We start from the raw sequence: 25,698 nt of genomic DNA on the forward strand, positions 1-25,698 counted from the left end.
AGACACCCATGAGCACCGCCCCCCATCTGCCCCACCTGTCGCCGCTGCCGAACCAGTTTCGCGCGGACGTGCTCGCCCGCAAGCGGCTGATCGGCTGCTGGAGTTCGCTCGGCCATCCCATCACGACCGAAATCGTCGGTCTGGCCGGCTTCGACTGGATCCTGCTCGACGGCGAGCACTCGCCCAACGACGTGCTGACGTTCGTGCCGCAGCTGATGGCACTCAAGGACAGCACGAGCGCGCCCGTCGTGCGCCCGCCGTGGAACGATCCGGTCATGCTCAAGCGCCTGCTCGACGTGGGCTTCTACAATTTCCTGATCCCGTTCGTGGAATCGGCCGAGGAAGCCCGCCGCGCGGTACGCGCCACGCGCTATCCGCCCGACGGCATCCGCGGCGTGTCCGGCATCCAGCGCCAGAACCGCTACGGCACGCTGCCGGACTTCTTCAAGACCATCAACGAGAACATCTGCGTGCTCGTGCAGGTGGAAAGCCGCAAGGGCGTGGAAGCGATCGACGAGATCTGCGCGGAGCCCGGCGTCGATGGCATCTTCATCGGCCCCAACGACCTCGCGGCCGCCTACGGCCATCTGGGCAACCCGAACCACCCCGACGTGCAGGCCGCCGTGCAGCGCATCTACGATGCGGCCAATCGCGCGGGCAAGGCCATCGGCACGCTGACGCCTGTCGAGGCCGAGGCGCGCCGCTATCTGGACATGGGCGCGCATTTCGTCGCCGTGGGCCTCGACCATGGCCTGCTGCGCGATGCGACGCGCGCGCTGCGCCAGAAGTTTGCCGACTGATAGTTGTACAACGACCGGAACGTGACATGAGCAAGATCGGATTCATCGGACTCGGCGTCATGGGCAAGCCCATGGCGCTCCATCTCCAGCAAGGCGGCCACACGGTGTTCGCGCATACGCGCAGCGGCGTGCCGAAGGACCTGCTGGACGCCGGCATGCAATCGCGCGAGAGCGCGGCGGACGTGGCCCGCGAGGCGGACGTCGTCTTCCTGATGCTGCCCGATACGCCCGACGTCGCGCGCGTGCTCTTCAGCGACGGGGGCGTGGCGGAAGGCCTGAGCCAGGGCAAGACCGTCGTCGATATGAGCTCGATCTCGCCGATCGAGACGCGCGAGTTCGCGGCGCGTATCGAAAAGCTCGGCTGCGAGTATGTCGATGCCCCGGTCTCGGGCGGCGAAGTCGGCGCCAAGGCCGCCACGCTGTCCATCATGTGCGGCGGCAAGCAGGACGTGTTCGACCGCGTGCTGCCCCTGCTGCAGCTGATGGGCAAGAACATCACGCTGGTCGGCAACGTCGGCGACGGCCAGGTCGCCAAGGTGGCCAACCAGGTCATTGTGGCGCTCACGATCGAAGCGGTCGGCGAGGCGCTCGTGCTCGCGGCGAAGGCCGGCGCGGATCCCGCGCGCGTGCGGCAGGCGCTGATGGGCGGCTTCGCCAGCTCGCGCATCCTGGAAGTGCACGGCGAACGCATGATCAAGCGCACGTTCGATCCGGGCTTCCGCATCGAGCTGCATCAGAAGGATCTGAACCTCGCGCTATCCACGGCCAAGGCGCTCGGCATGGCACTGCCGAACACCGCCTCCGCGCAGCAGCTGTTCAACGTATGCGTGGCCCAGGGTGGCGCCGGCTGGGACCATTCGGGCATGGTGCGCGCGCTCGAGCATATGGCGTCGTTCAAGATCGGCGACACGCCGAAGAAGTAACTGCCCGGCCGACTGGCCCGCGCCCCATGTCGACACTGAACTCGGACGACCTCGCGTGCTTCGTCTGCGTGGCCAACACGCAGAGCATCTCTCGCGCGGCGCTCGAGCTCGGTGCCGACCAATCGACGGTCAGCCGCCAGATCGCGCGGCTGGAGGCCGCGCTCGATGCGCGGCTGTTTCATCGCAGCGGCCGCGGCGTCGTGCTGACCGAGGCCGGCAATACCCTGCTTACCTACGCGCGGCAGGTCGCGAGCACGCTCACCGAAGCGCGCGCGGCCGTCCGCGCCTCCACGGGCAACGGCCCCGCCCAGATGGTCATCGCCGCGCAGCCGACCATCGCCAATACGGCCTTCGCGGCGATAGCCGCCGCGCTCAAGCAACGGTTTCCCGCGACCCGGGTGCGTTTTGTCGAAGGCCTCGCGAGCCCGATCCTCGCATGGCTCGCCGCGGGCGAGATCGACGTGGCATTGCTGTACCTGCCCGAGCAGCAGGGCGCGCTCAAGGTGGATGTCCTGCTGGAAGAAGACCTCACGCTTGTCACGCCGACATCCTGGAGCCATCTGGGCGCGACGTTCCCGGCGAAGCGGCTCGGCGAGATGCCGATGATTTTGCCGAGCACGGGCCATGGCCTGCGCGTGCTCGCGGAAACGCTGGCCACGCGCGTCGGCACCACACTGAACATGGCGCTCGAGTGCGATGCGTCGAACACGGTGGCGATGCGGCTGGTGGAGGACGGATGCGGCGCGACGATGCTGCCGTTTGCCGCGGTCGCCGATCGCGTCGCGCAGGGACGCCTGCACTCGGCACGGATCGTCGATCCGGTGGTCACGCGTCAGGTCGCGCTCGCGACCGCGCGAAACCGGCCGCCCGTCCCCGAACTCTGGGACGTCATGCAGGCCGTGCGCATGTCGGTGCGGAATATCGTGATGTCCGGCGCGTGGCCGGGCGCGCGACTCGTATAGTCACGCCCCGGCCACGCTCCCTGACTGGCAACGTCGTTACTGCTTCGTGCCTTGCTGGAGCTGCTGGGTGGCCTGCTCGTTGGCGGCCTTGTAGGCGTCCTTGCGCTCCTGCTTCGCGGCGCCGACATCCTGCTTGTATTCGGCCTTGGCGGCCTTCTTCTCCGCCGCGTATTCCTGCTTCGCTTCGCGGCGCTGTTCGCGGCGCTCCACGAGCGGATCCTTGGGCGGCTGCACCTGCGTGTAGCCCGGCGGCACGGTGCTGGTACCGGCGGCCGGCGCGGTCGTGGTCGTGGTTTGGGCGAAGGCGGTGGCCGACATCAGGCCCGCGGCCAGCGCGCCAATCAGAGCGGAAGTACGAAGGGTATGGTTCTTGGACATGTGAGACCTCTCAGGTAGTTTTTGAAAAAAGCCGCATACGTGAGCGGGATGAATGAGCGGGTTTTTGGTACCGCATGCCTGCCGAAGTTTAGAAGCGTCATCGGGCCCCGCGTGCCGCATTCACACATCTCCTTACAAAAACTCATCCACGCTGACAGACAGAGCCCGACAAGGCCACAGATAGGCGCCGTTTCGCTTGCACAGGCGCGCTCCGTGGACCACACTGAGTGACGACGTCCTGTATGGAGGCACCATGCATCTGGAAGGATCCTGTCATTGCGGCGCGGTGGAATTCAGCCTCGAATCCGACTCGCCGTATCCGTACATGCATTGCCACTGCTCCATCTGCCGCAAGACCGCGGGCGGTGGCGGCTATGCGATCAACCTCGGCGGCGATGCCACCACGCTGCGCGTGCGCGGCAAGAAGAACGTCGCGATCTATCACGCCGTGATGCGTGAAGCCGGCAAGCGTCCCACGCGTTCGAAAGGGCAACGGCATTTCTGCATCAAGTGCGGCAGCGCACTGTGGATGTGGGATCCGCGCTGGCCCGAACTCGTCCATCCCCACGCGAGCGCCATCGATACGCCGCTGCCCAAACCGCCCGAAGTCGTCGAGGCCGGACTCGACTACGTGGCACCCTGGGTCGATGTGCCACGCGGCAAGGGCCACCGGCACGTGGGCACGTGGCCCGAGGAATCGCTGCACGACTGGCATGCGCGCCACGGTCTGCTGTCCGAATAAACGTTCACCGAGAATCTGGAGATCCGCCATGGCACAGCGCATGTCCCGCATGCTTGCCCTGCCCTTAGCCGCCGCCATCGTGGTGCTCGCCACCGGCTGCGGCGAATCGTCCAAGTTGCCCGAGTCCGCGGGCTTCGGCCCCACGCCGCAGCTTCCCGAGCCGAAGAAGCAGACCATCCCCACCGTGCACGTCGCCACGGCCAAGGGCTGGGCAGACGGGAAGACCCCGGTGCCGGCCGAGGGCATGAGCGTCACCGCGTTCGCGAGCGGGCTCGACCATCCGCGCTGGGTCTATGTGCTGCCCAACGGCGACGTGCTCGTGGCCGAATCGAACGCGCCGCCCAAGCCGGACGACGACAAGGGCATCAAGGGGTGGTTCTCCAGGATGTTCATGAAGCGCGCGGGCGCGACCGTTCCCAGCGCGAATCGCATCACGCTGCTGCGCGATGCCGATGGCGACGGCGTGGCCGAAGTGAAGACCGTATTCCTGCAGAACCTCAATTCGCCGTTCGGCATGGCGCTGGTCGGCGCGGACTTCTACGTGGCCAATACCGATGCGGTGGTGCGATTCCCCTACACGCCCGGCCAGACCAGCATCACCGAACCGGGACAGAAGGTCGTCGATCTGCCGGCCGGACCGCTGAACCACCACTGGACCAAGAACATCATTGCCAGCCCGGATGGGACGAAGCTGTACGCGACGGTCGGCTCCAACAGCAACGTCGCGGAAAACGGTATCGACAAGGAAGTGGGCCGGGCGGCCATCTGGGAAATCGATCCGCGCACGGGCCAGCACCGCGTCTTCGCGAGCGGCCTGCGCAATCCCAACGGCATGGCGTGGGATTCGGCCAGCGGCATGCTATGGACCTCCGTCAACGAACGCGACGAGATCGGCAACGACCTCGTGCCCGACTACATCACGTCGGTGCGCGATGGCGGATTCTACGGCTGGCCTTACAGCTACTACGGGCAGCACGTCGATGAGCGCGTGAAGCCGCCCGCGCCGGACATGGTGGCCAAGGCCATCGTGCCCGACTATGCCGTGGGCGCGCATACCGCGTCGCTGGGGCTCACGTCGGCCCAGGGCAGCAGCCTGCCCGCGCAGTTCCAGCACGGCATGATCGTGAGCCAGCACGGCTCGTGGAACCGCAAGCCGCGCTCGGGCTACAAGGTCATCTTCGTGCCGTTCGACCAGGGCAAGCCGAGCGGTGCCCCGTTCGACGTGCTGACGGGCTTCCTGAACGAGGATGGTGATGCGCAGGGGCGGCCCGTCGGCGTGGCCATCGACAAGCGCGGCGGGCTGCTCGTTGCCGACGACGTCGGCAACATGATCTGGCGCGTATCAGGGGCCAAATAGGGGCGCGGCGGAGGGCTCAGCGCGGCCCGAGGTAGTCCAGCTTGCCGATCTGCACGCCCTTGTGGCGCAGCAGGCCATACGCGGTGGTCACGTGGAAGAAGAAATTCGGCAGCGCGAACGACAGCAGGTACGTCTTGCCGTCGAACGTCACGGGGCCCGTGCGCATCTTGAGCTCGATCGAGCGCGATTCGCTGCCTTCCATTTGCTCGGCGCGAATGGTCTTCAGGAAGCCGATCGTCTTCGCGATGCGCTCCTGCAGCTGGGCAAACGTCGTTTCGTCGTCGGCAAACGACGGGACTTCCACGCCCGCCAGACGCGCGGCGGCGCCCTTGGCGGCATCGCTCGCGCGCTGGATCTGCGCGGGCAGCGCATCCATGTCCGCCACGAGGCGGGTATCGATCAGCGTTTGCGGATCGATACCCTGCTCCTTCGCATGCGCCACGCCCTTCTCCAGAATGGCCGAGAGGTTGGTCAGGTAACGAATGAAAACGGGGATCGATGCGTCATACATCGAGAGCGAAGTCTGGCTCATGGACGGGGTCTCCTCGGGGGGAAGGTGAACGACAGCCGAGAGAATAGTGCAAATTCTCTAAACGTGCCGTTGCTTGACCCAGCGGTTCATCGCCGCGCACAGCAGCAGCAGCGCCGCCGTCGCGACAAACACGTAGCGCAGGCCGACATGCGCCCCCACCTGGCCGCCAAGCAGCGGCCCCACTACCTGTCCCGAGAACTGCGCCGACTGCAGACACCCGAGCGTCTTGCCCGAGCGGTTCTCGTCGACCGACTGCCGGACGAGCTTGGCGATCGACGGCAACAACCCGGCAATCGTCATGCCCATCAGGCCACGCAGGATGGCAAGCTGCCACCACGCCGTCACGAACGCCTGCGGCACCATCACCACGGCGGTCGCCACAAGGCACCCGACGATCACGTTCCAGCTGCCGATGCGGTCCGCCAATGCGCCGAGCCGCGGCGCGGTCAGCATGCTGCCGAAGGCGGAAGCGGCCATCACGATACCGGCCATGCGCGCCTGATGCGCGGTCGGCACCCCGAGCTCGCCGATATACACGGTGATGATCGGTTCGATCGACATGTTCGCCAGCAGCACCATCATCGCGGTAATCAGCAATGCGACGATGACGATACGCCGTGACGGATCGGCCGCCATGCCATCGACCTGCACGCGCGGCTTCGTATCGGCATGGCGGTCGAAGTCTTCGCGCACCAGAAAGATCGTGGCGAGCGCCGCCACGGCGATGATGGCGCCGCCGACGAAGAACGTGCCGCGAATGCCGACGAGTCCCGGCAGGAAACCGCCGACGAGCGGCCCGATCAGGTTGCCGGCCAGCGCCCCGGTGGAGAGCACGCCGAGCGCCCACCCCGCGCGTTCCTTCGGCGCCTGCGTGCCGATCATGACGATCGACGCGGAGGCATAGCCTCCGATCAGCCCCGCGACGAGCCGCAGCACCACCAGTTCCGTGACCGTATGCGCCACACCGATCAGCGACATCACGATCGCCATGCCGATGGCCGCGCGCACGAGCATCGGCTTGCGGCCGAAGCGGTCCGCCAGGCGGCCCCAGAGCGGTGCCGTGATGGCGGTCCCGAAGAACGTGGCGCCGAAGGCCACCGCCGACCATTGCACGATGGCCGCCGGCGAGGTCTCGCCAAGCTGCTCGACGTAGAGCGGCAGAAACGGCAGCAGCATGCTGAGGCTGATCAGCGTGGTGAAGGAGCCGAACACGCAGACGTAAAGGTTGCGCCGCCAGTACGCCTGATTGCGCTCCGCGTATCCGCGCGCCGGCGGCGGCGAGGCGACATCCGCCGGAGGGGAGTTGCCGCCCACGGCCAGCGCCATGTCGTCCTTCATCGTCATTGCCTCTATCCATCGCTATCGGAGATAGCCAAAGGCTAGGCGTAATCGGCAATCATGAGAACTGAAAAATAGCGATACCAGTTATCTGAAATACAGATACCCATGCAACGATCGCGGAAGCGCGCTACAGTCGGGAACGATGACCGCATCCAGCGAGACCCCATGGACGTCGCCGACCTGAAAACTTTCGAAGCCGTGGCCCGGCATGGCAGCATGAACAAGGCCGCCGCGGAACTGCACACCGTGCAATCCAATGTGACGGCGCGCATCCGCGCGCTGGAAGACGCGCTGGGCGCCCAGCTATTCGAGCGCCATGCGCGCGGCGTCAGCGTGACGGCGGCCGGGCAACGCATCCTGCCGTTCGTGCCACGCATCGCGCGGCTGATTGCGGAGGCGCGGGCCGCCGCGCGCGACGACGGCGTACCGGGCGGCACGCTCGCGCTGGGCTCGCTGGAGACGACCACCGCGTGGCGGCTGTCGCCGTTGCTGACCGAGTTCGCGCGCGCCTATCCGGCCGTGCGGCTGACCGTCACGGCGGGCAGCACCGCGAGCCTCGTGCGCGACGTGGCTGCCTCGCAAATGGATGGCGCGTTCGTCGCGGGGCCGGTCTCGCATCCCGATCTGCATCAGGAGCGCGTATTCACCGAGGAACTCGTGCTGGCGACGAGCCTCGCCATCCCCTCGCCCAGGGCGCTCGCGTCCCTGCCCGATCCACGCATCGTGGTGTTCCAGAGCGGTTGTTCGTATCGCCAGCGGCTCGAATCCTACCTTGCGAGCCTCGGCATCGTCGTGGCAAGGCCGCTCGAATTCGGCTCGCTCGATGCCATCGTCAGTTGCGTCTCCGCGGGGGTGGGCGTCACGCTGCTGCCGCGCGGCGTGCTCGCCGACGCGGCCGCCGCGGGCCGCATCGCGCTGCATCGCATGCCGCGCGAGCTTGCGCGCGTGGACACCCTGTTCATCCGCCGCGAAGATGCCTATGTCACGAGCGCCATGCAGGCCTTTCTGGCAATGATCCGCCAGTTTCACGGCAAGCCGGCCGGCCCGGCGAAGCCTCAGGTGAGCCCACGCAAGGCGGCCGCGTTGCAAGGCGCATAGCCAAGCGCATCCACGCTCGTTCGCACCGCGCGCAGCAGGGCCGCATTGTCCGGCGCGACGTCGCCGGACGGCAGCAGCATATTGTTCTCGAACCCGATGCGCGCATGCCCGCCGAGCAGGATCGCGGCCGCCGCGCAGTCCGCCTCCTGCCGGCCAAACGCGCAGACCGCCCATTCGATGCCGGCGCGATCGAGGCCCAGCTCGCGCCAGGCCTCAAGAAACGGCAGCAGGTCCGCGGGCGACGACGTCTGCCCGACCGCGTAGCGCCCCAGCACGAACAGCACCCAGTGCCCGTCCGCCGGGATCACGCCGCTTGCGCGCAGCGCCGCATAGCGGCGCACGTCTTCGGCGTCGTAGAGGATGTACTGCGCCACCACCCCTGCCTCGCGCATCCAGTGGAAAAATGCCGCGGCATCGTCCTGCGCGGCGTCCTTCGGCACGAGCTCGCGTACCGCCACCGATGCGGCTTCGGGCCGCAGCGCGCGAATCGTCGCGATCTGCTGCGCGGGCGCATAGATCCCCACGGCCTCGGTCGTCAGCTGGATGACCAGCTCCTGCCCCACGGCCTTGCGCACGGCCGCCACGGCGGGTGCATAGTCGCCGACCTCGAGGCTATGCGTATCGTCGGCCTTGCGCACATGCAGATGGATCATCGACGCGCCGGCATCGAGGCACTCGCGCGCGCATCGGGCCAGTTCATCGGGGGTGATCGGCAGGCGCGCATGATCGCGATGCGTCTTGCGCGCGCCGTTCGGCGCCACGGCCAGCGCGTACCCGCGCCGCGTGTTCGTTGCGGATGTCGTCATCGGGCGCTCCCCGATGCGGGCAACACGGCATCGACCGTCGTCGCAAACCGCTCGACGATGCGATCGATATCGTTCGCGGTGCTGATGAACGGCGGGGCGAACAGCACATGGTCGCCATGCACGCCGTCCACGGTGCCGCCCATCGGATAGATCAGCAGCCCGTTCTGCATGGCCGTCGACTTGATCTTCGCGTGCACCTTGCGCGCGGGATCCAGCGTGGCCCTGGTCTCGCGGTCCGCCACGAACTCCACGCCGACGAACAGCCCGCGGCCCCGCACATCGCCGACGTTCGGATGCGCGCCCAGTACCTCGCGCAGCCGCGCGCGCAGCTGCTCGCCGCGCGCCCGCACGTTGTCGAGCAGACGCTCCTCGGCAATCGTGCGCTGCACGGCCAGTGCCGCCGCGCAGGCGGTCGCATGGCCGATATAGGTATGCCCATGCTGGAAGAAGCCGCTGCCGCCCACGATCGCATCGTAGATCCGGTCCGTGGACAGCATCGCGCCGATGGGCTGGTACCCCGCGCCGAGCCCCTTGGCAATCGTCACGATATCGGGCACCACGCCGTCTTCCTCGCAGGCGAACGTATAGCCGGTGCGGCCCATGCCGGCCATGACTTCGTCGAGGATCAGCAGCACGCCGTACTTGTCGCAGACCGCGCGGATGCGGCGCAGGTAATCGCCAACGGGGGGTACGGCGCCCGCGGTGGCGCCCACGACTGTCTCCGCGACGAACGCCGCCACCGTCTCCGGCCCGAGTTCGAGGATCTTCGCCTCGAGTTCGTCGGCCAGCCGCTGTGCGTACGCGTCCTCGGTCTCGTCCTCGCGCTGGTCGCGATAGGCGTAGCACGGCGACACATGATGCGCGGGCACCAGCAACGGCAGGAACGGTTCGCGGCGCCACGCGTTGCCGCCGATCGCCAGCGCACCGAGCGTATTGCCGTGATAGCTCTGGCGGCGCGCGACGAAGTGACGCCGCGCGGGCTGTCCAGTCTCCACGAAATATTGCCGCGCGAGCTTCAGCGCGGCCTCCACGGCCTCCGATCCGCCCGAGACGAAGTACACATGATCAAGATCGCCGGGCGCCGCCGCGACGAGGGTATCCGCGAGCGTCTCCGATACCTCGGTCGTGAAGAACGACGTATGCGCATAAGCCAGCGTCTCCACCTGCTCGCGAATGGCCGCGATCACGCGCGGATGCCCGTGCCCGAGGCACGATACGGCCGCGCCGCCCGATGCGTCGATATAACGCTTGCCCTGATTGTCGAACAGCTCGACGCCCTGCCCGCCGACGGCAATGGGCATGGCCTGACGCGGATTGCGATGGAAGACCTTGGTCATGGTGGTGTGAAGGTGAAAACCGATGGAGAAAGTATATGAGCGCCCCGCGCGTTACGCAACATTTGTTTCATAAGCAGCGAGATAAGATTCGAATGATTCAATCCTGACTTGTGCAACAATCGTTACATCCCGAGTCCCACGCACCCCGACGATGACCTCCCCCCTCGTGCCGCCGCAACACCTCGACGATCTGCTGACGTATCTGCGCGAGCATTTCGCCGAGCTCAGCACCCAGTTCCAGGGCGGCGCGCGCTATCTGCTCGACCATCCCCAGGAAGTCCCGCTGCTGTCGATGCGCAAGGTGGCGACCGAAGCCGGCGTCCAGCCCGCCACGCTCGTGCGGCTCGCGCAGTTCCTGGGCTTCGAGGGCTGGCAGGGATTGCGCGAGCTGTTCGTCGAGTCGATGCGCGGCGGCCCGCAACCGTATGCCAAACGCGCGCGCAAGGTCGTGCAGGCCGGCGGCTCCAATCGCCTGCTCAAGGACATGTTCGACGCGCAGCATCGCAACCTCGACGTGACCGGCGAGCAGAACGCGGCAGCCATGACCAAGGCCGTCGACCTGCTGAGCGCGGCCGGCAACGTCTATGTGGCCGGCTTCCGCTCGTGCGCGCCCATCGCGGCGACCCTGCATTACGTCTACCGGCTGTTCCGCCCGACGGTCCAGCTCATTCGCGGCGATGCCGGCGCGCTGGAAATGGAACTCCGCGCCCTTACCGCGCGCGATGCGGTCGTCGTCGTCAGCTTCGCCCCCTATTCCGCCGAGATCATCCGCGTCACCGACGCCGCGCGCGAAGCGGGCTGCCGCGTGGTCGCGATGACCGACAGCACGGTGGCGCCCATCGCGCTGCATGCCGATTGCACGCTGCTGTTCTCGGTGGATAGCCCGTCGTTCTTCCCGTCGATCACCGCCGGTATCGCGCTGGCCGAAGGCCTCGTCGAGCAGTTGCTGGCGCGCAAGGGCAAGGGCGCGATCAAGGCGCTCGAGCATACCGAGGGGCAGCTGCATCAGGCCGGCGCCTACGTGCAGGGCAAGGGTGCGAAGCGCAACTGAGCGCGCTGAGGGGAGCGAATCATGAACCTGCGGCAGATCGAAGTCTTTCGGGCGGTCATGAGCACGGGCTCCGTGAGCGATGCCTCGCGGCTGCTGCACGTCTCCGTGCCCGCGGTCAGCCGCATGCTGTCGTACACCGAGAGCCGGCTCGGGTTTCCGCTGTTCGAGCGCATCAAGGGCCGTCTTCACCCCACCGAGGAAGCGCGCCGCCTCTATCACGAGGTGCAGCTCGTCTATCGCGGCGTCGAGCGCATCGAGGACCTGATCCACGAGCTCGCCGATCGCCGCCACGGCCTGATCAGCGTCGGCGCGAGCCCCAGCATCGGCCAGATGCTCGTGCCGCAGGCCATCGCGCAATTCCATATCGGCAACCCCGACGTGCGCATCCATTTCCAGTGCATGACGCACGCGCAGCTCAAGGAGCAGTTGCTGAACCGTCAGATCGAGGTCGGTGTCTCCACGCTGCCGATGGATCATCCGACGCTGACCACCACGCCGCTGGCATCGAGCCGCGTGGTCTGCATCTGCCCGCCGTCGCACCCGCTGGCGTCGCGGACATCGGTCACCGTGGCGGACCTGCTGCCGTATCCCCTTATCGCCTATCCGCCCGATACGCCGTTCGGCCAGCGCATCGACAAGCTCTACCGCGAAGCCGGCGAAACCCCGCGCGTGGCGATCGAGGCCGGACTGCCCCACACGGCCTGTGCGCTCGTGCATGCGGGCGCGGGCATTGCACTCGTCGATGAGTTCCTGCTGCGCGGCTGGCCCGGCGCGCGTTTCCGCGTTCTGCCCCTGGAGCATGCCGCGCCGATCGTCGCGGACCTCGTCCACCTGCGCACGGAGTCCGTCTCGCCGGTGGCGGAGGCTTTTATCCGCGTGCTGCGCAATGTGCTGGCGCAGCACGACGTGGCGGCACCGTAGCGACCTTTGTGCACGCCGCACTGTCCGTGTGCACCGCACCACGCCGGGGCAACGTCTTAAACCGCGATTAAGACCGACGCACAAACCGTCATTCGACGCGCCCGCACCCGGTTCCGATAATGGCTCGCATCCCGCTCCCGACCATTACGGAACCCGCATGCAATCCAAGCGCACCCTTGGCCTCGCCGTCGCACAGATGGGCCCCGTCCATCTGGCCGACTCGCGTGCCGCCGTCGTCCGCCGACTCCTCGACATGATGCGCGACGCGCACGGCCGCGGCGCAACCTTCGTCGTGTTTCCCGAGCTCGCGCTCACCACGTTCTTTCCCCGCTACTGGATGGACGAGGCCGAAGCGCAGGAACGCTTCTTCGAACGCAGCATGCCCGGCCCGGCCACGCAGCCGCTGTTCGACGAGGCGAAAAAGCTCGGCGTCGGCTTCTACCTCGGCTACGCGGAACTGACGCCCGAGGGGCAGGCCTTCAACACGTCGATCCTCGTCGGCACGGACGGTGCGATCGTCGGCAAATACCGCAAGATCCATCTGCCTGGCCACAGCGATCACAAGCCGGACGCGCCGTTCCAGCATCTCGAGAAGAAGTTCTTCGAAGTCGGCGACCTCGGCTTCCGCGTATTCGATACGCAGGACACGCGCTTCGGCATGTGCATCTGCAACGATCGCCGCTGGCCCGAAACCTATCGCGTCATGGCGCTGCAGGGTGCCGAGGTGGTCGTGCTCGGCTACAACACGCCGTCACGCAATATCCACTGGAACGAGCCCGCGCATCTGCGCACGTCCACGCACCTCATCTCGCTGCAGGCCAATGCCTACCAGAACGGGATCTGGGTCGCGGCGGCGGCCAAGTGCGGCAGCGAGGACGGCCATCACATGATCGGCAACTCGGTCATCGTCGCGCCCACGGGCGAGATCGTCGCGCGCGCGCTCACCGAAGAGGACGAGGTCATCTCGGTGCACGCGGACCTGACGCTTGGCGAACACTTCCGCCAGCACGTCTTCAACTTCGCGAAGCACCGGCGCCCCGAACACTACCGGCTCATTACCGAGCGCGTCGGCGTGGGCGATCCGCTGCCCTGAGGCTGCGTGGAACGCCACGTCGAACCATCGCCGCGCACGCTTGTTGCATTCCCCGAATTATCGATCTGCCGTCTGCCCGAAGGAAGTCGCATGCTCCCGTTTCGTCTGCCCTCCCGTTTCATCAAGCGTTTGACCATTGCCGCCATCGGCGTCTCGCTGGCACTGCCCGCGGTGCAGGCGTTCGCCGCATGGCCGGACAAACCCATCACGTTCGTGGTCCCGTCCGCGGCGGGCGGCTCGCCCGACGTGCTGTCGCGGCTCGTCACCAATGAAATGACGCGCACGCTCGGCGTGCCGATGGTCATCGAGAACCGTCCCGGCGCGGCCGGCAATATCGGCATCCTGCAAATCAAGAGCAAGGCCGCGGACGGCTACACGGTAGGCTATGGCAACGTCAACACGCTGGCCGTCAACCGCTCGCTGTTCAAGAAGCTGCCCTACGACGTGGACAAGGACCTCGTGCCCATCGTGCACGCGTTTGATCTCTACAACGTGCTGATCGTCCGCAGCGATTCGCCGTTCCACACCGCCAAGGGCCTGATCGACGCCGCGAAAAAGGCGCCCGGCACGCTGTCGTTCGGCGCGCCCGGCATCGGGACCACGGGCCACCTTGGCGGCGAACTGTTCAAGAGCATGGCCAGGATCGACGTGCTTTTCGTGCCGTACAACGGCGGCCCGGCCGCGCTGCAGGATCTGCTCGGCGGCCGCATCGACTATCTGTTCGCCAATACGTCCGAAGTCGGCCCGCAGATCGCGGCCGGCAAGGTGCGCGCGCTCGGCGTCAGCAGCCTCAAGCGGCTGCCGATCCTGCCCAACGTGCCCACGCTCGACGAATCGGGGCTCAAGGGCTACCAGACCGTGGCATGGGGCGGCGTGGTCGCGCCGCGCGGTACGCCGCCCGAGGTGGTGAGCAAGCTCAACCAGGCCGCCAATGCCGCGCTCAAGACCGACGTGGTGCGCGATGGGCTTGCCAAGCTCGGTGCCGTGCCCGCCGGTGGCAGTCCGGCCGATTTCCAGGCGACGATCAACGAAGAAACCGAGCGCTGGCGCAAGCTGATCGACGAAGCGCATATCGAGAAGCTCGACTGATCGCCATGACCCCATCCCGCCAACCGGATCGGACCGCCCGCCTGTTGCTGCGTGGCGGCATGGTCATCGACGGCACCGGCGCGCCGGCCCGCGCCGCGGACGTCCTCGTCGAAGGCGACCGCATCGCGGCCCTCGCCGCGCCCGGCACCGCCACCGAGGGCGACGTGGGCGATATGACTGTGCGTGATATCGCCGGGCTCACCGTCGCGCCCGGCTTTATCGACTCCCACACGCACGACGACGGCTATCTGCTCGCGCATCGCGACATGGTGCCCAAGGTGTCGCAGGGGATCACCACGGTGGTCACCGGCAACTGCGGCATCAGCCTGGCGCCGTCGCCGGCGGCGGACCGGCTGCCGCAACCGCTCGACCTGCTCGGCCCGCGCGACCTGTTCCGCTTTCCGCGTTTCGCGGACTGGCTCGCTGCGTTGCGCGCCCAGCCCGCGGCGGTGAACGTGATTCCACTTGTGGGCCATACCACGCTGCGCGTCGCCGCGATGGACGACCTGCAACGCCCCGCCACGCCGGACGAGACGGCCCGCATGCAGGCACTGCTGGCGGAGGCGATCGAGGCCGGCGCATTCGGCATGTCCACGGGCACGTTCTATCCGCCCGCGGCCCATGCCACCACGCGCGAGATCATCGACGTCGGCGACCCGCTGCGTGCGCGCGGCGGTATCTACGCCACGCATCTGCGCGACGAGGCCGACCAGATCGACGCGGCCATCGAAGAAGCGCTCGAGATCGGTCGCGCGCTCGGCACACGCGTGGTGTTCTCTCACCACAAGCTCGCGGGCGAACGCAACCATGGCCGCTCGGCCGCGACGCTCGCGCGTATCGGCCAGGCCGGCGCGCTCCAGCCCGTCTGCCTCGACTGCCATCCGTATCCCGCCACCTCGACGATGCTGCGGCTCGACCGCGTGCGTCTGGCCCGCCGCACGATGATCACGTGGTCGGAAGGCTATCCGGAGGCTTCCGGCCGCGACTTCGACGATATCCAGCGCGAACTGGGCCTCGACGACGACCAGATGCTCGCGCGCCTGTCACCGGCCGGCGCCATCTACTTCCTGATGAGCCAGGAGGACGTCGATCGTATCGTCGCCGATCCCCAGTGCATGGTCGGCTCGGACGGGTTGCCGTTCGACAAGCATCCGCATCCGCGCCAGTGGGGCACGTTCACGCGCATTCTGGCGGACACCGTTCGCGAACGCGGGCTGATGCCGCTGGAGACCGCCATCCACAAGATGACGGGTCTGGCCGCCCGGTATTACGGCCTGCCCGACCGCGGCCTGCTGCTACCGGGCATGCGCGCCGACCTCGTCGTCTTCGACCCGGCCACGGTCACCGACCGCGCGACGTTCGATGCGCCGATTCAGGCGAGCGAGGGGATTGCCGGAGTGTGGGTCAATGGCGAATGCGTCTGGGATGGGCAGCGCGCCACGGGCGCCTATCCGGGACAGATGCTCGCGCCGGCCTGACCTCGCTCGTTCTGCTGGCCCGGCTACGCGAACCGGCGGCTGACGAAGTCCGCGAACGCCCTCACCTTCGCCGAATGCCGGCGTTGCTGGGGGCTGACCAGATGAATGGGCATTGGCACGGCTTCCCAGTCCGGTAACAATCGCTGTAACTCGCCGCTCGCCAGCTCTTCGTCGAACAGCCATGTCGGCGAGTAGCCGATCCCCATGCCCGCGAGCAGCGACGCCCGCATGACCTCGCTGCTGTTCGTCTGCAGATTCCCCTGAATCCGTACCGCGGAGGTCGTGCCCGCCGGCACTTCCGCACCGGCGCCCGCCGTGAACTGCCAGACGTTGCGCGACACGGTCTCGGTGTAGACGAGGCAGTTGTGCTGCGCGAGATCTTCCGGTGTCTTCGGCGCCTTGAGGCCGGACGGCAACCTGCGCAGATACTTGCGATGCGCCACCAGCGTCCGGTGCGTGGTGCCCAGCCGCCGTGCCACGAGGCTGCTGTCCGATAGTTCGCCGATCCGCACCGCGACATCGATCCCGAGCTCGACGAGATCGACAAACCCGTCATGCAGGCGCAGGTCAATCTTTACATGGCGATGTTCCGCCAGAAAATCCTGGACGATCGGCATCAGCTTGCGGCGCCCGAACGCGACCGACGCGGCCACGCGCAGCCATCCCGACAGCTGCTGCTCTCCGGAACGCAGCGCACCCTCGGCCTCCGCGATCTCGGCCACGAGCCGCCGCACCTGCTCGAAATAGCGCGCGCCTTCCTCGGTCAGTGCAAGCGATCGCGTCGTGCGCGTGAGCAGCTTCGCGCCGAGGTCCGCCTCGAGCGCCGCCACCTGCTTGCTTACCGCGCCCTGCGTCACGTCCGCCTCATGCGCCACCGCCGAAAAACTCCCGGCTTCCACGACCCGCACAAAGGTCCGCATCGCCTGCAGCTTGTCCATCGATATCCCTTCGTCTTTATTCCAGGGTGGAATGATTGATATGAGAATACCCCACTGAATCTACGCATGGGAATCAACGATAGTGGATGAACGCAAAACCACGGAGACCCATCATGACCCCTTCCGCTGCCGCCCCTGTTGTCCTCATTACCGGCGCCCTCACCGGCATTGGCCGCGCCACGGCCCTCGCCTTCGCACGCGAGGGCAGCCGCCTCGTCGTCAGCGGCCGCCGCGAGGAAGCCGGCCATCAGCTGGCCGCCGAGTTGCGCGCGCTCGGCACGGAAGCCGAGTTCGTTCGCGCCGACGTGCGCTTCGAAGCCGATGTCCGCAACCTCGTGGAACGCGCGGTCGAACGCTTCGGCCGCATCGACGTGGCGGTGAACAACGCGGGGACCGAAGGCCAGGTCGCCCCGCTGTCCGAGCAGTCGGCGGCCAACTACGAGGAAACGTTCTCGACGAATGTGCTGGGCACGCTGCTGGCGCTCAAGCACGAGATGCGCGTGATGCTGGCCCAGGGCAGCGGCGCGATCGTCAACCTGTCGTCGGTCGCCGGACACGCTGGCTTTGCGGGCGCATCGGTCTACGTGGCCAGCAAGCACGCCGTGGAAGGCCTGACCAAGTCCGCCGCGCTGGAGGGTGCCGTCGCCGGCATCCGCGTCAATGCGGTCGCCCCCGGGCCCGTCGCCACGGACATGCTCGACCGCTTCACCGGCAACGACGCCGGCGCCCGGTCCGGCTTTCTCGACACGATTCCCGCGCGCCGCGCCGGCACGCCCGAAGAGATCGCGCAGACCATCGTGTTTCTTGGCAGCGACAAGGCCCGCTATCTCACGGGTCAGTCCATTGCGGTCGATGGCGCCTATCTGGCGCAGTGAGCATCGCTGACGCCGCCGCGACAGGAACGTCGCGGTCGACCGCCATGCATGTCACGGCTGGATGCAGACGCCATCGCGGCGGACCCACGACACGAACGACGCCGACGGCGCGACGCGCTGAACACCGAGGAGCATCTGGCTCATGACGGCATGCGCCTCGGTCGCCGTACACACGTACGTCATCGATAATCGCCGCTCGCGGTCGATCTGGATCAGCATTTGCGCCAGCGTGGGCCGGGCGAGACGTTCGACGAGGGTTTCGAGGTCACGCTCGTGCTCGGCAAGCTGGTATGTCAGGGTGAACGTGAAGTAGTCATGCGGCGTGACGTGCGGAGGATGCATGGTACGAATTCCGAGCGCGGAGAGTTATCAGACCCCAACCCTAGCAGCGCCGCAAAGCGCGCTGAATAGCCGATCTCTCGAATTCATCCCACGCGTGGACCCACCAGAAACTTTCGGCAAACTCTGACTAAGCCGCCATGCCCGACCGCCCCAGCAAGCCCAGCCGGACCAGACTCTCGGCCGTGGCCACGATCGCGTCCTCGCTCGAACGCGGTGCCCAGCCAAGCAGGCGAATGGCCTTCTCGCTCGTGGCGTTCATGTTCCTGCCCAGCAGCGTGGCGACCCCTTTCAACGAGGGGTTCCTGCGCGCGGCCAGGCGCACCATCCAGTTCGGCAGTTCCCACGCCGATACCTTGCTGGCCGCCGCGCCCATCCGGCGCTGCAATACCTTCGCCACGTCGCCCATCCACAGGCTGTCGCCCGCGATCGCCAGGAAGCGTTCGCCACGGGCGGCAGGGTTCGTCATGGCCAGCACATGCAGGTCGGCCACGTCCCGCACATCGACAAAGCCGCAATTGACCTTCGGGCATCCGCGCTGCCCGTCGAGCATTCGCGTGATCATCGAGATGGAGTGCGAATAGTCGGCGCCCAGCACGGGCCCCACCACCGCCGTCGGATTGACGGCCGACAACTCGAGGCCACCGCCCTCGCGCACGATAAAGTCCCACGCCGCGCGCTCGGACAGCGTCTTGGACTTCTGGTACGGCCAGATGTCGCCGGCCGTCAGATCGCACCAGTCGTTCTCGTCGAACGGCCGATTCAGTTGCGCATGCCCGGCGCAGATCGCTCCGAACGCGGAGGTCAGCACGACGCGCCTGACACCGGCATCCCGCGCAGCGCGGAGCACGCGCAGATTGCCGTCGACCGCGGGCCGGATCCAGTCCTCGTCGCGCACCTGATCGCCCGACGGCGTCGGCGACGCCCCGTGGAGCACGAAGGCACATCCGGCCACGGCTTCTGTCCAGCCGCGGTCGTCGCCCAGGTCGGCGACGACGAACGACAGCCGATCTCCCGCCGCCACGCCGCCCGTCCGCAACTGGTCGCGCACCGCCGCCTCCCGCGCCGCGGACCGGACCGTGGTCCGCACCCGATAGCCCGCGCGCAGCAGGGCCAGCATGCAGTGCTGCGCGATAAATCCCGTTCCGCCCGTGACCAGTACCGTCTCTTCGCTCATGTCGATGTCCCAAATACCGAAAGGCGTCAGGTTAGACACGAGGCCGCGTACGGTGAATAATTGAAAGTGCGATTTACTTTCGCGATAGTACTAAAAAGCTCGAAATACGCCGAATGAGTCCGATGAGCCGCGATCCGTTTTCCGACATCCTGAAGTTCACCCATGCCGAGTCCATCGTCACAGGCGGATTCACGGCGACCGGCCCGTGGGCGCTCCGCTTCCCGGCTCCGGAGAAGATCAAGTTCTTTGCGGTGGTGAAGGGGCAGTGCTGGGTGCGGATCGACGGCGAGCAGGAACCGGTCCGCTTCGAGACTGGCGACGTCGGGTTGCTGGCGGCCAAACGATCGTTCGTGCTCGCGAGCGATCTGGACACGCCACCCGTCGATGCGATGAGCGTGTTCGCCCGTGCCGGCAACAACGGTGTGCATCTCGGTATCGGTATCGGCACCGGCACCGGCACGGCGCCGGATTTCTCGCAGATAGGCGGCCACATCCTGCTGGACCCTGTCAGCGGCCGGCTGCTGGCCGACGTCCTGCCGCCATGGATCCATGTCCCGGCCGCCTCCGCGCAGGCCACGGCCTTTCGCTGGCTGCTCGCGCAACTGGTCGAAGAGCGCGCCAACGAACAGCCCGGCACCCAGCTCGCCTCCGCGCAGCTCGCGCAGCTGCTGTTTATCCAGATCCTGCGCGCGCACCTGCGGACGTCCGCACCGATGCCACCCGGGTGGCTCCGCGCGCTCGGAGACGCCCGCCTCGCGCCGGCCCTGCGCCTGATGCACGACGACCCGGCGCGCACCTGGCACCTCGAAGACCTCGCGAAAGCCTGCGCCATGTCCCGCACGACGTTCGCCGCCCACTTCAGGACCGTCGCCGGCGTCGCGCCGCTGACCTACCTCACCGAATGGCGCATGCGACTCGCCGAACGCGCGCTGCGGGAAGACGACACGCCGGTCACCGTCGTCGCCCAATCGCTCGGCTACTCATCCGATAGCGCGTTCAGCACGGCCTTCAAGCGCGTGAACGGCCACTCGCCCAGGGCCTATCGCATGGCCATGCGCGAGGCCGAGCCAGGCAAGGCGTGATTCCGCCGAAAACCGGACTCACCCCACCAGTGCCTGCAACTCCCTCGCCGCCGCCCGCGGCAACCGCTGGCCCTCCTTGGCCAGATTGACCTGCAACGCGACTCGCGCCACGTCTAGCGCCTCCCTGGCCAGCGAGTAGGTCCCCTTCGCCTGCAGCCACGCCAACACGTCCACCAGATGCCAGATGGAAGCGCTGCCTTCATGCACGGGCGTCGGAAAACTCCCCGGGTGCGACAGCATCAGCTTCCGCATGTTCTGCCGCGACACGCCAATCATCTCGGCGACATCGGTCAGTCCAACGAGGTCCGGCGCCACCTCGATGAGCCGCGCCTCCGGCACGGCCCGCCGCACATCCGCGAGCGCACTGCGCACCGCCGCATCGGCGCTGGGCGCTTCGCGCGTGAACGCCAACGCGAGTCGGCCGGGCTGCCCGATGCCAACCAGCGCGTCATCGCAACCCGCATCCCCCAGCCGTGCCACCACACGGTCCGGATCGCCCAGACCATCGGCCAGCTGGTACTTCAAGGTAAAAACGTATTCCATCGGCTAATCCTCCCGCAGCTTGGGAACGTGAATCGGTCTCTGTTGCATCGCGCAGTTGTCCACGACGCGCCGAATCGCACGCGCATGGTTGCAGGCGTTCCGGGGAGTACTCCAGACACTGGAGATACAGAACTCCCCGCAACGACAATCGCGCGCGTTATGGGGACAATAAAATCCGTCCCCACGCATGGCCACCACCCGCCTCCACACGCCAGCCACAACTTTCGGCGTACCTGAGCGCTTCCTCTACGTCCTTCTTCGGATGAGCGACGCGCGCCATCGGCGATCTCCAGTGTGGGAACCCCCACATAGTTGTCATGTGACAACCATACACCCCCCAAGCCCCCCTTTGGAATCGCACTTTGCCGATTTACCCTTATCCAAGCCTGTACCCGCCGCTCGCCTCGATCACCTGCGCGGTCACCCAGCGCCCTTCGTCCGACGCCAGGAATGCCACCACCGCCGCGATGTCCGAGGTTTCGCCAAAGCGGCCCAATGCGGTATCGCCCTCGATGGCCTTCACCATACCGGCATTCTCGCGAACCGCGGCGTTCATGTCGGTTCGCACCCAACCTGGCGCGACGGCATTCACGGTAATGCCGCGCGGCCCCAGTTCCATGGCCAGCGAGTGGGTCAGGTTGTTGATCGCCGCCTTGGCCATGCCGTAGATGGGCACCACCGGCAACGGACGCGTGGCGAGGCCCGACGAGATATTGACGATGTGACCGCCATTCGCCAGACGACGCAACGCGGACTGAACGACGAAGAACGGTGCGCGGGCATGTACCGCGAACATCGTGTCCCAGCTGTCCGGCGTCGCATCCGCAAGACCGCCCCAGCCGGAATTCCCGGCATTGTTGACGAGCACGTCGAGTACCGTGCTGCCCGTGCGTTCGACAAGTTCGCCGTCGAGCGCCGCGAACATTGCCGGAATCGCCGCCGCATCGACGAGGTCGGCCTGCAGCGCGAAAGCACGGCCCCCATCCCTCCCGATGGCCGCAACCACCTCTTCTGCACCGGCCTTGTTCGCGTTGTACGTCAGCGCGACCGTCGCGCCCTCTTTCGCGAGCCGCTCGGCGATCGCCCGTCCAATGCCGCGCGACCCACCCGTGACCAGCGCGGTTTTCCCCACAAGCAACTGTGACATGTCTGGTTCCTCGCGCTTACGTTCTGACCGTGTCCGCACTGGCCTGCTCGAGGAACAGGTCGATATGCACCTGCGGCATGCCGTCCAGCGTCCCGCCGATCGGCGACGGGCGTACCGCCTCGTCGACGAGTTGGCGGGCATCATGGCGAGAAACGGGTTTGCCTGGCTGCAGGTAGTACCGCTTCGCCTCGTCGCCCGTCGCGCCATCCGGCACGACGGGGGCATAGCGCCAGAAATAGATCGGCGTGCCGGGTTCGATCCGCCAGCTGTCCGCGAGCGCGCCCGCGTCGATGACGTCGTAGCCCACCGCCTCGACAAAGCGCATCACGGCAGCCTTCGCGGCCGCATCGTCGCCAGCAATGGGCAATGTCGTCCGGGCGGCATCGCCCCGGGGACGGGCATTGCGCGCCATGTGGATCCAGCTCAGGTTATGCAGGCCCTTCACCACCTTCGCGCCACGAAGGTGCCGTTGCACGAGTTCGCTCGACGTCAGTTCGCCGTTGTCGAGATCGGCCCGGCGAAACTCGCCCATGCCCGGGTAATAGTTGGTCTGGTCGAGCACGACCTTGCCGGCAAATCCGTCCGCCGGCAGCGTCTCGAAGACCGCCAGCGGAATGGCGAGCGTGACGATATCCGCGGCCGCAATCGCGTCCTCGACGGTGCCGGCGCGAGCGAGCGGCCCGAGCTCCCCGACCAGCGCGGAAAGCGTGGCGGGGCCGCGCGCGTTGCTGATCACGACGTGATAGCCCGCCGCGACCGCCAGACGCGCAACGGCCTTGCCGACCAGTCCCGCGCCAATGATTCCGATTGTTTGTTTCATCGTACGTCTCGTGTGTTGAAGAAGATCGCACTTTGAACGTGACGCCATGATTGATAAATAGCGCCGAAAATCACATACTGTTGTCCATGACTACATCAATCGACCTGCCCGAGATGCGCGTCTTCGCGGCCGTGGTAACCGACGGCTCCTTCACCACGGCCGCGGAACGGCTCGGCACCGACAAGGCAAGGGTCAGCCGCATCGTGCGGCGCATGGAAGAAAAACTCGGCGCCCAGCTCCTGACTCGCTCGACGAGGCGGCTCAACGTGACCGAAGTCGGCCGCGACTATTTCGAGCGCGCGATCAGCATCCTCACCGCCGCCGAGGCCGCGGAGGCCGCGGTGGCGCAACAGTCGAGGGAGCCCAAGGGCCTGCTCAAGATCACGGCCGGCTCCGAATTCGGGACGATGGTCGTGGACCAGTGGGTCGCCGCATTCCTGCGGCTGGCACCGAAGGTCACGGTGGAGGCGGAATACACGAACCGCATGGTCGACATCATCCACGAAGGCTTCGACGTCGCGATTCGCGTCGGCGCGCTGGAGGACTCAGGCCTGTCGGCCCGCAAGCTGGGGGAAGTGGATTACGGCCTGTACGCGGCCCCGGATTACCTGAAAGATGCACCGAAGCTTCTGACGCCCGGCGACCTGAAGCATCACGCGCTGATCGTGAAAACGACCCGCGGCCGCGCCAGCTGGACGCTCGGCAATGGCACGCAAACGGAGCGCATCACGACGTCCCCACGCTGCGCGGTCAGCAGCACCCTCTCCGCAAGAAACCTCGCCCTGGCGGGCATCGGCATCGCGCAACTGCCCCGCTTCATGGCGGCGCCGTACGAAGCGGAAGGCGCGCTGTCCTGCGTACTGCCGGGCTGGTCAGAACCGCCCGCCCCGGTCCACGCCGTATTCGCCTCCAGCCGCTACATGGACCCCAAGGTACGCAGCTTCGTGGACCTAAGCGTGAGGGCATTCGGGGTCCCGCTGGCCGCATAGATCATCATCGCTCCGCCTGCGCAGGCAATGCAATGTCATACGCCCTGGCGATTCGGGCGACCAGATCGGCGACGGCAACGTTGCCGAGATTCAGTGCTTTTGGATCGATCGTTGCATCGGCCGCAATGGCGACCAGAAAGCGCGTCAGGTCCGCGCCGATCTTGTTGTCGAGCGCGATGCGTGTATCGGGTGTCAGAAGCTGGGAAAGACGCAGCACGTCGTTGAGGTGCTTGCGCACGTCCTTGGCATCTACCTTTGCGCCATGCTCCTTCTGGCTGCTCAGGTCCAGCCACGCGATGGCCTTGAGCGGGATCAGACGATCTTCACCGACCCACGGCAGACCACCGACCTCGCGACGTCCAGCCATGATAAACGCGTAGTAGACTTCGTCCAGCAGAATGGCGGACAGGCTGGAGACGGCTTCATCCAATGGTATCGGTGTCAGCGCACTGCCTTCGGCCAGCTTTAGTCCGGCAGGCGTTCTCGCGAACAACTCGATCATCGCGGGGTAGCGATCATCGGCCGGCTTCTGAAATCGATAGAAGGTCGGTTTGCCTGTGTCACTCGCCTGACGAATTTCGTACCCACCCTCCTCAACGAATTCCCAGAAGGCTTCGCCGAACGCCTGCGTCAACGCCTCCACGTGCAGGACAATGTCGAGGTCCTTCGTGGCTCGGAACTCCAGGCCCGCCTCCTCCATCGTCAGACTCGCAGCTGTGCCGCCAATCAATACATATTGGTCGGCGTACGCCGCGAAATGCTCCTGAAAAATAGCCAATCCTCTCACCACGGCAACAGTCCCTTGAGTTCATCCAGTGCGAGCTGAACCCTGTCGTCGGCGCTATCCTGCAAACTAAGCGTCAGCGAGAGGGGGTCAACAATGTCGGTATCCCACATCAACGCCGGGCTGTAGCTCCATAACTGCCACTGCTGGGCGCCCGCTTCGGGCTCGGGCAACTCCTGAATCCCGGCCTCCGTCGCGACCTTCCAATCGGTGGCAGCCATCGCATACACCGGCCATCTCGGCTCCGTCAGCATGGAATGGCGAGCGAGGGCACTCAGGCCCGCCATGCGAGTCGGCCGATATCGGACGTCTACACAGGCTGCCACCCACGCCACGCGCTTGACCGGCGTTCGCAGCATGGGTTTCGCACGTTCCCATATCTGCTCTGGAGGATGTTCCATCTTCAGCCAGCGCGAACGACCAACCGTGTAGGCAGTGGCGAGCCCGGTCCCAGTGAGTTCCTTGACAGCACGCGACACTGTCATTGGCGTATAGCCGAGGACCGCCGCCACGCTGGAGGGCTGCCAGTCGGATTGCCATGGCTGATGCAGTAAAGCGGAAATCAGCATGGCCTGCGCGGATGGGCTCAGCGCTTCCGTGGGCGTAGCGCGCTGCCGAAAATGTTCACGCAAATCCAGACCCAGGTCTGGCAGGTAGAGTTGGTTGCCCGGAACGATGAACGGGACTTTCTGCTCGATCAACCGCCGGCGGTCATAGGACGGCAAGGCATCGGTGACGTAAACCACCGGATGGCCGGCCAAGGCGCCGACCTTGCTCACCCAGAGCCGGATCTCGCTCAGAGACGTCCTGGCGTCGGCGGCGGCCATCGCCAGAATGACGGGCTGCCCTAGCAGCTCTAGCTCGCAGAACTGAAAGGCATCCTGGAGGAAGTAAGGCAACTGCCCCGCGCCTGTCCACGGCTCGACGCCTGGTGCGTCGATGCCCAAGACCTCATGGAGATAACGCAGAACGTCGGTCGCGAGAGATGGCAAGGTGAAGCCCCGGTAACGTACATTCCACACGATAACATACACCATGTTATCGTGCAGAAGTACGTTATCTTAGTGCCACCCTCAATGCGTCAAGGCGGAGATGG

Annotated in this window: 27 protein-coding genes and 1 pseudogene; 14 read left to right on the plus strand and 14 right to left on the minus strand. The window is 66.5% G+C overall.

Annotated features, from left to right (window positions below):
- Positions 1–8: 8 nt before the first annotated feature.
- The 3 genes from garL to AAHB16_RS00725 are packed head-to-tail and all read left to right on the plus strand — an operon-like array spanning position 9 to position 2,685.
- Positions 9–800, plus strand: a complete 792-nt coding sequence (garL, locus tag AAHB16_RS00715; RefSeq protein WP_150371927.1) for a 2-dehydro-3-deoxyglucarate aldolase — start codon at positions 9–11, stop codon at positions 798–800.
- Between the two features lie 26 nt (positions 801–826).
- Positions 827–1,723, plus strand: a complete 897-nt coding sequence (locus tag AAHB16_RS00720; protein WP_150371928.1) for a 2-hydroxy-3-oxopropionate reductase — start codon at positions 827–829, stop codon at positions 1,721–1,723.
- A 26-nt stretch (positions 1,724–1,749) separates the two neighbouring features.
- A complete protein-coding gene (locus AAHB16_RS00725) occupies positions 1,750–2,685 on the plus strand; it encodes a LysR family transcriptional regulator (protein WP_150371929.1) in 936 nt (311 codons plus the stop codon).
- A 36-nt stretch (positions 2,686–2,721) separates the two neighbouring features.
- Here AAHB16_RS00725 and AAHB16_RS00730 read toward each other — a convergent pair whose 3' ends face one another.
- The gene (locus AAHB16_RS00730; RefSeq protein ID WP_342049797.1) at positions 2,722–3,063 is read right to left on the minus strand and encodes a hypothetical protein; all 342 of its coding nucleotides are present in this window, start codon (positions 3,061–3,063) and stop codon (positions 2,722–2,724) included.
- A gap of 253 nt (positions 3,064–3,316) precedes the next feature.
- Between AAHB16_RS00730 and AAHB16_RS00735 the strand changes: the two genes are divergently transcribed.
- Both AAHB16_RS00735 and AAHB16_RS00740 read left to right on the plus strand, forming a co-directional pair.
- Positions 3,317–3,805 (plus strand): GFA family protein, encoded by a 489-nt coding sequence (locus AAHB16_RS00735; RefSeq protein ID WP_342049798.1) that lies wholly within the window; start codon positions 3,317–3,319, stop codon positions 3,803–3,805.
- A gap of 28 nt (positions 3,806–3,833) precedes the next feature.
- On the plus strand, positions 3,834–5,162 hold the full coding sequence (locus tag AAHB16_RS00740) for a PQQ-dependent sugar dehydrogenase (RefSeq protein WP_342049799.1): 1,329 nt from the start codon (positions 3,834–3,836) through the stop codon (positions 5,160–5,162).
- A gap of 16 nt (positions 5,163–5,178) precedes the next feature.
- Here AAHB16_RS00740 and AAHB16_RS00745 read toward each other — a convergent pair whose 3' ends face one another.
- Together AAHB16_RS00745 and AAHB16_RS00750 are read right to left on the minus strand one after the other, a co-directional pair.
- Positions 5,179–5,694 (minus strand): DUF1993 domain-containing protein, encoded by a 516-nt coding sequence (locus AAHB16_RS00745; RefSeq protein WP_223851455.1) that lies wholly within the window; start codon positions 5,692–5,694, stop codon positions 5,179–5,181.
- Between the two features lie 57 nt (positions 5,695–5,751).
- The gene (locus AAHB16_RS00750; RefSeq protein ID WP_342050011.1) at positions 5,752–7,032 is read right to left on the minus strand and encodes an MFS transporter; all 1,281 of its coding nucleotides are present in this window, start codon (positions 7,030–7,032) and stop codon (positions 5,752–5,754) included.
- Between the two features lie 168 nt (positions 7,033–7,200).
- On the opposite strand from AAHB16_RS00750, the gene AAHB16_RS00755 reads away from it, so the two are divergent.
- Entirely contained in the window at positions 7,201–8,133 is a 933-nt protein-coding gene (locus tag AAHB16_RS00755) for a LysR family transcriptional regulator (protein WP_342049800.1), read from the plus strand.
- Here the strand turns inward: AAHB16_RS00755 and AAHB16_RS00760 are convergent.
- On the minus strand, positions 8,091–8,939 hold the full coding sequence (locus AAHB16_RS00760) for a 3-keto-5-aminohexanoate cleavage protein (protein WP_342049801.1): 849 nt from the start codon (positions 8,937–8,939) through the stop codon (positions 8,091–8,093). The two genes, AAHB16_RS00755 and AAHB16_RS00760, sit on opposite strands and share 43 nt — an antisense overlap.
- On the minus strand, positions 8,936–10,276 hold the full coding sequence (locus tag AAHB16_RS00765; RefSeq protein ID WP_342049802.1) for an aspartate aminotransferase family protein: 1,341 nt from the start codon (positions 10,274–10,276) through the stop codon (positions 8,936–8,938). The genes AAHB16_RS00760 and AAHB16_RS00765 overlap by 4 nt, the downstream gene beginning before the upstream one ends.
- Before the next feature lie 151 nt (positions 10,277–10,427).
- Between AAHB16_RS00765 and AAHB16_RS00770 the strand changes: the two genes are divergently transcribed.
- From AAHB16_RS00770 to AAHB16_RS00790, 5 genes are all read left to right on the plus strand, one after another.
- The gene (locus AAHB16_RS00770) at positions 10,428–11,327 is read left to right on the plus strand and encodes a MurR/RpiR family transcriptional regulator (RefSeq protein ID WP_150371935.1); all 900 of its coding nucleotides are present in this window, start codon (positions 10,428–10,430) and stop codon (positions 11,325–11,327) included.
- Positions 11,328–11,348: 21 nt separating this feature from the next.
- On the plus strand, positions 11,349–12,248 hold the full coding sequence (locus tag AAHB16_RS00775) for a LysR family transcriptional regulator (RefSeq protein ID WP_342049803.1): 900 nt from the start codon (positions 11,349–11,351) through the stop codon (positions 12,246–12,248).
- A 157-nt stretch (positions 12,249–12,405) separates the two neighbouring features.
- Positions 12,406–13,341: an N-carbamoyl-D-amino-acid hydrolase gene (locus AAHB16_RS00780; protein WP_342049804.1), complete on the plus strand. Its 936-nt coding sequence runs from the start codon at positions 12,406–12,408 to the stop codon at positions 13,339–13,341.
- A 90-nt stretch (positions 13,342–13,431) separates the two neighbouring features.
- On the plus strand, positions 13,432–14,430 hold the full coding sequence (locus AAHB16_RS00785; RefSeq protein ID WP_150371938.1) for a Bug family tripartite tricarboxylate transporter substrate binding protein: 999 nt from the start codon (positions 13,432–13,434) through the stop codon (positions 14,428–14,430).
- A 5-nt stretch (positions 14,431–14,435) separates the two neighbouring features.
- Positions 14,436–15,908: an N-acyl-D-amino-acid deacylase family protein gene (locus AAHB16_RS00790; protein WP_342049805.1), complete on the plus strand. Its 1,473-nt coding sequence runs from the start codon at positions 14,436–14,438 to the stop codon at positions 15,906–15,908.
- Between the two features lie 23 nt (positions 15,909–15,931).
- Here the strand turns inward: AAHB16_RS00790 and AAHB16_RS00795 are convergent, their stop codons facing one another.
- Positions 15,932–16,846: a LysR family transcriptional regulator gene (locus AAHB16_RS00795; protein WP_150371940.1), complete on the minus strand. Its 915-nt coding sequence runs from the start codon at positions 16,844–16,846 to the stop codon at positions 15,932–15,934.
- Positions 16,847–16,959: 113 nt separating this feature from the next.
- Between AAHB16_RS00795 and AAHB16_RS00800 the strand changes: the two genes are divergently transcribed.
- The gene (locus AAHB16_RS00800) at positions 16,960–17,721 is read left to right on the plus strand and encodes an SDR family NAD(P)-dependent oxidoreductase (RefSeq protein WP_342049806.1); all 762 of its coding nucleotides are present in this window, start codon (positions 16,960–16,962) and stop codon (positions 17,719–17,721) included.
- Between the two features lie 51 nt (positions 17,722–17,772).
- Here AAHB16_RS00800 and AAHB16_RS00805 read toward each other — a convergent pair whose 3' ends face one another.
- Positions 17,773–18,063 carry a hypothetical protein gene (locus tag AAHB16_RS00805; RefSeq protein ID WP_150371942.1) on the minus strand — a complete coding sequence of 97 codons (291 nt, stop codon included), beginning with the start codon at positions 18,061–18,063 and terminating at the stop codon, positions 17,773–17,775.
- Between the two features lie 127 nt (positions 18,064–18,190).
- The gene (locus AAHB16_RS00810; RefSeq protein WP_342049807.1) at positions 18,191–19,237 is read right to left on the minus strand and encodes an SDR family oxidoreductase; all 1,047 of its coding nucleotides are present in this window, start codon (positions 19,235–19,237) and stop codon (positions 18,191–18,193) included.
- 56 nt (positions 19,238–19,293) lie between these two features.
- On the opposite strand from AAHB16_RS00810, the gene AAHB16_RS00815 reads away from it, so the two are divergent.
- Positions 19,294–20,319, plus strand: a complete 1,026-nt coding sequence (locus tag AAHB16_RS00815) for an AraC family transcriptional regulator (protein ID WP_446718055.1) — start codon at positions 19,294–19,296, stop codon at positions 20,317–20,319.
- A gap of 18 nt (positions 20,320–20,337) precedes the next feature.
- On the opposite strand, the gene AAHB16_RS00820 is transcribed toward AAHB16_RS00815, so the two are convergent.
- From AAHB16_RS00820 to AAHB16_RS00835, 4 genes and pseudogenes are all read right to left on the minus strand, one after another.
- The gene (locus AAHB16_RS00820) at positions 20,338–20,862 is read right to left on the minus strand and encodes a helix-turn-helix transcriptional regulator (protein WP_342049809.1); all 525 of its coding nucleotides are present in this window, start codon (positions 20,860–20,862) and stop codon (positions 20,338–20,340) included.
- Between the two features lie 3 nt (positions 20,863–20,865).
- Positions 20,866–21,142: pseudogene (locus tag AAHB16_RS00825) on the minus strand (hypothetical protein).
- Positions 21,143–21,238: 96 nt separating this feature from the next.
- Positions 21,239–22,009, minus strand: coding sequence for an SDR family NAD(P)-dependent oxidoreductase (locus tag AAHB16_RS00830; protein ID WP_150371946.1), 771 nt, complete (start codon positions 22,007–22,009; stop codon positions 21,239–21,241).
- 16 nt (positions 22,010–22,025) lie between these two features.
- Entirely contained in the window at positions 22,026–22,829 is an 804-nt protein-coding gene (locus tag AAHB16_RS00835; protein ID WP_342049810.1) for an NADPH-dependent F420 reductase, read from the minus strand.
- Between the two features lie 86 nt (positions 22,830–22,915).
- On the opposite strand from AAHB16_RS00835, the gene AAHB16_RS00840 reads away from it, so the two are divergent.
- A complete protein-coding gene (locus AAHB16_RS00840) occupies positions 22,916–23,818 on the plus strand; it encodes a LysR family transcriptional regulator (protein ID WP_342049811.1) in 903 nt (300 codons plus the stop codon).
- Positions 23,819–23,822: 4 nt separating this feature from the next.
- On the opposite strand, the gene AAHB16_RS00845 is transcribed toward AAHB16_RS00840, so the two are convergent.
- Together AAHB16_RS00845 and AAHB16_RS00850 are read right to left on the minus strand one after the other, a co-directional pair.
- The gene (locus AAHB16_RS00845; protein WP_342049812.1) at positions 23,823–24,596 is read right to left on the minus strand and encodes a hypothetical protein; all 774 of its coding nucleotides are present in this window, start codon (positions 24,594–24,596) and stop codon (positions 23,823–23,825) included.
- A gap of 5 nt (positions 24,597–24,601) precedes the next feature.
- The gene (locus AAHB16_RS00850) at positions 24,602–25,639 is read right to left on the minus strand and encodes a hypothetical protein (RefSeq protein ID WP_342049813.1); all 1,038 of its coding nucleotides are present in this window, start codon (positions 25,637–25,639) and stop codon (positions 24,602–24,604) included.
- Positions 25,640–25,698 lie beyond the last annotated feature (59 nt).

The sequence above is a fragment of the Cupriavidus sp. OTU4054 genome (assembly GCF_038440175.1).
Classification (GTDB): Bacteria; Pseudomonadota; Gammaproteobacteria; order Burkholderiales; family Burkholderiaceae; genus Cupriavidus; species Cupriavidus pauculus_D.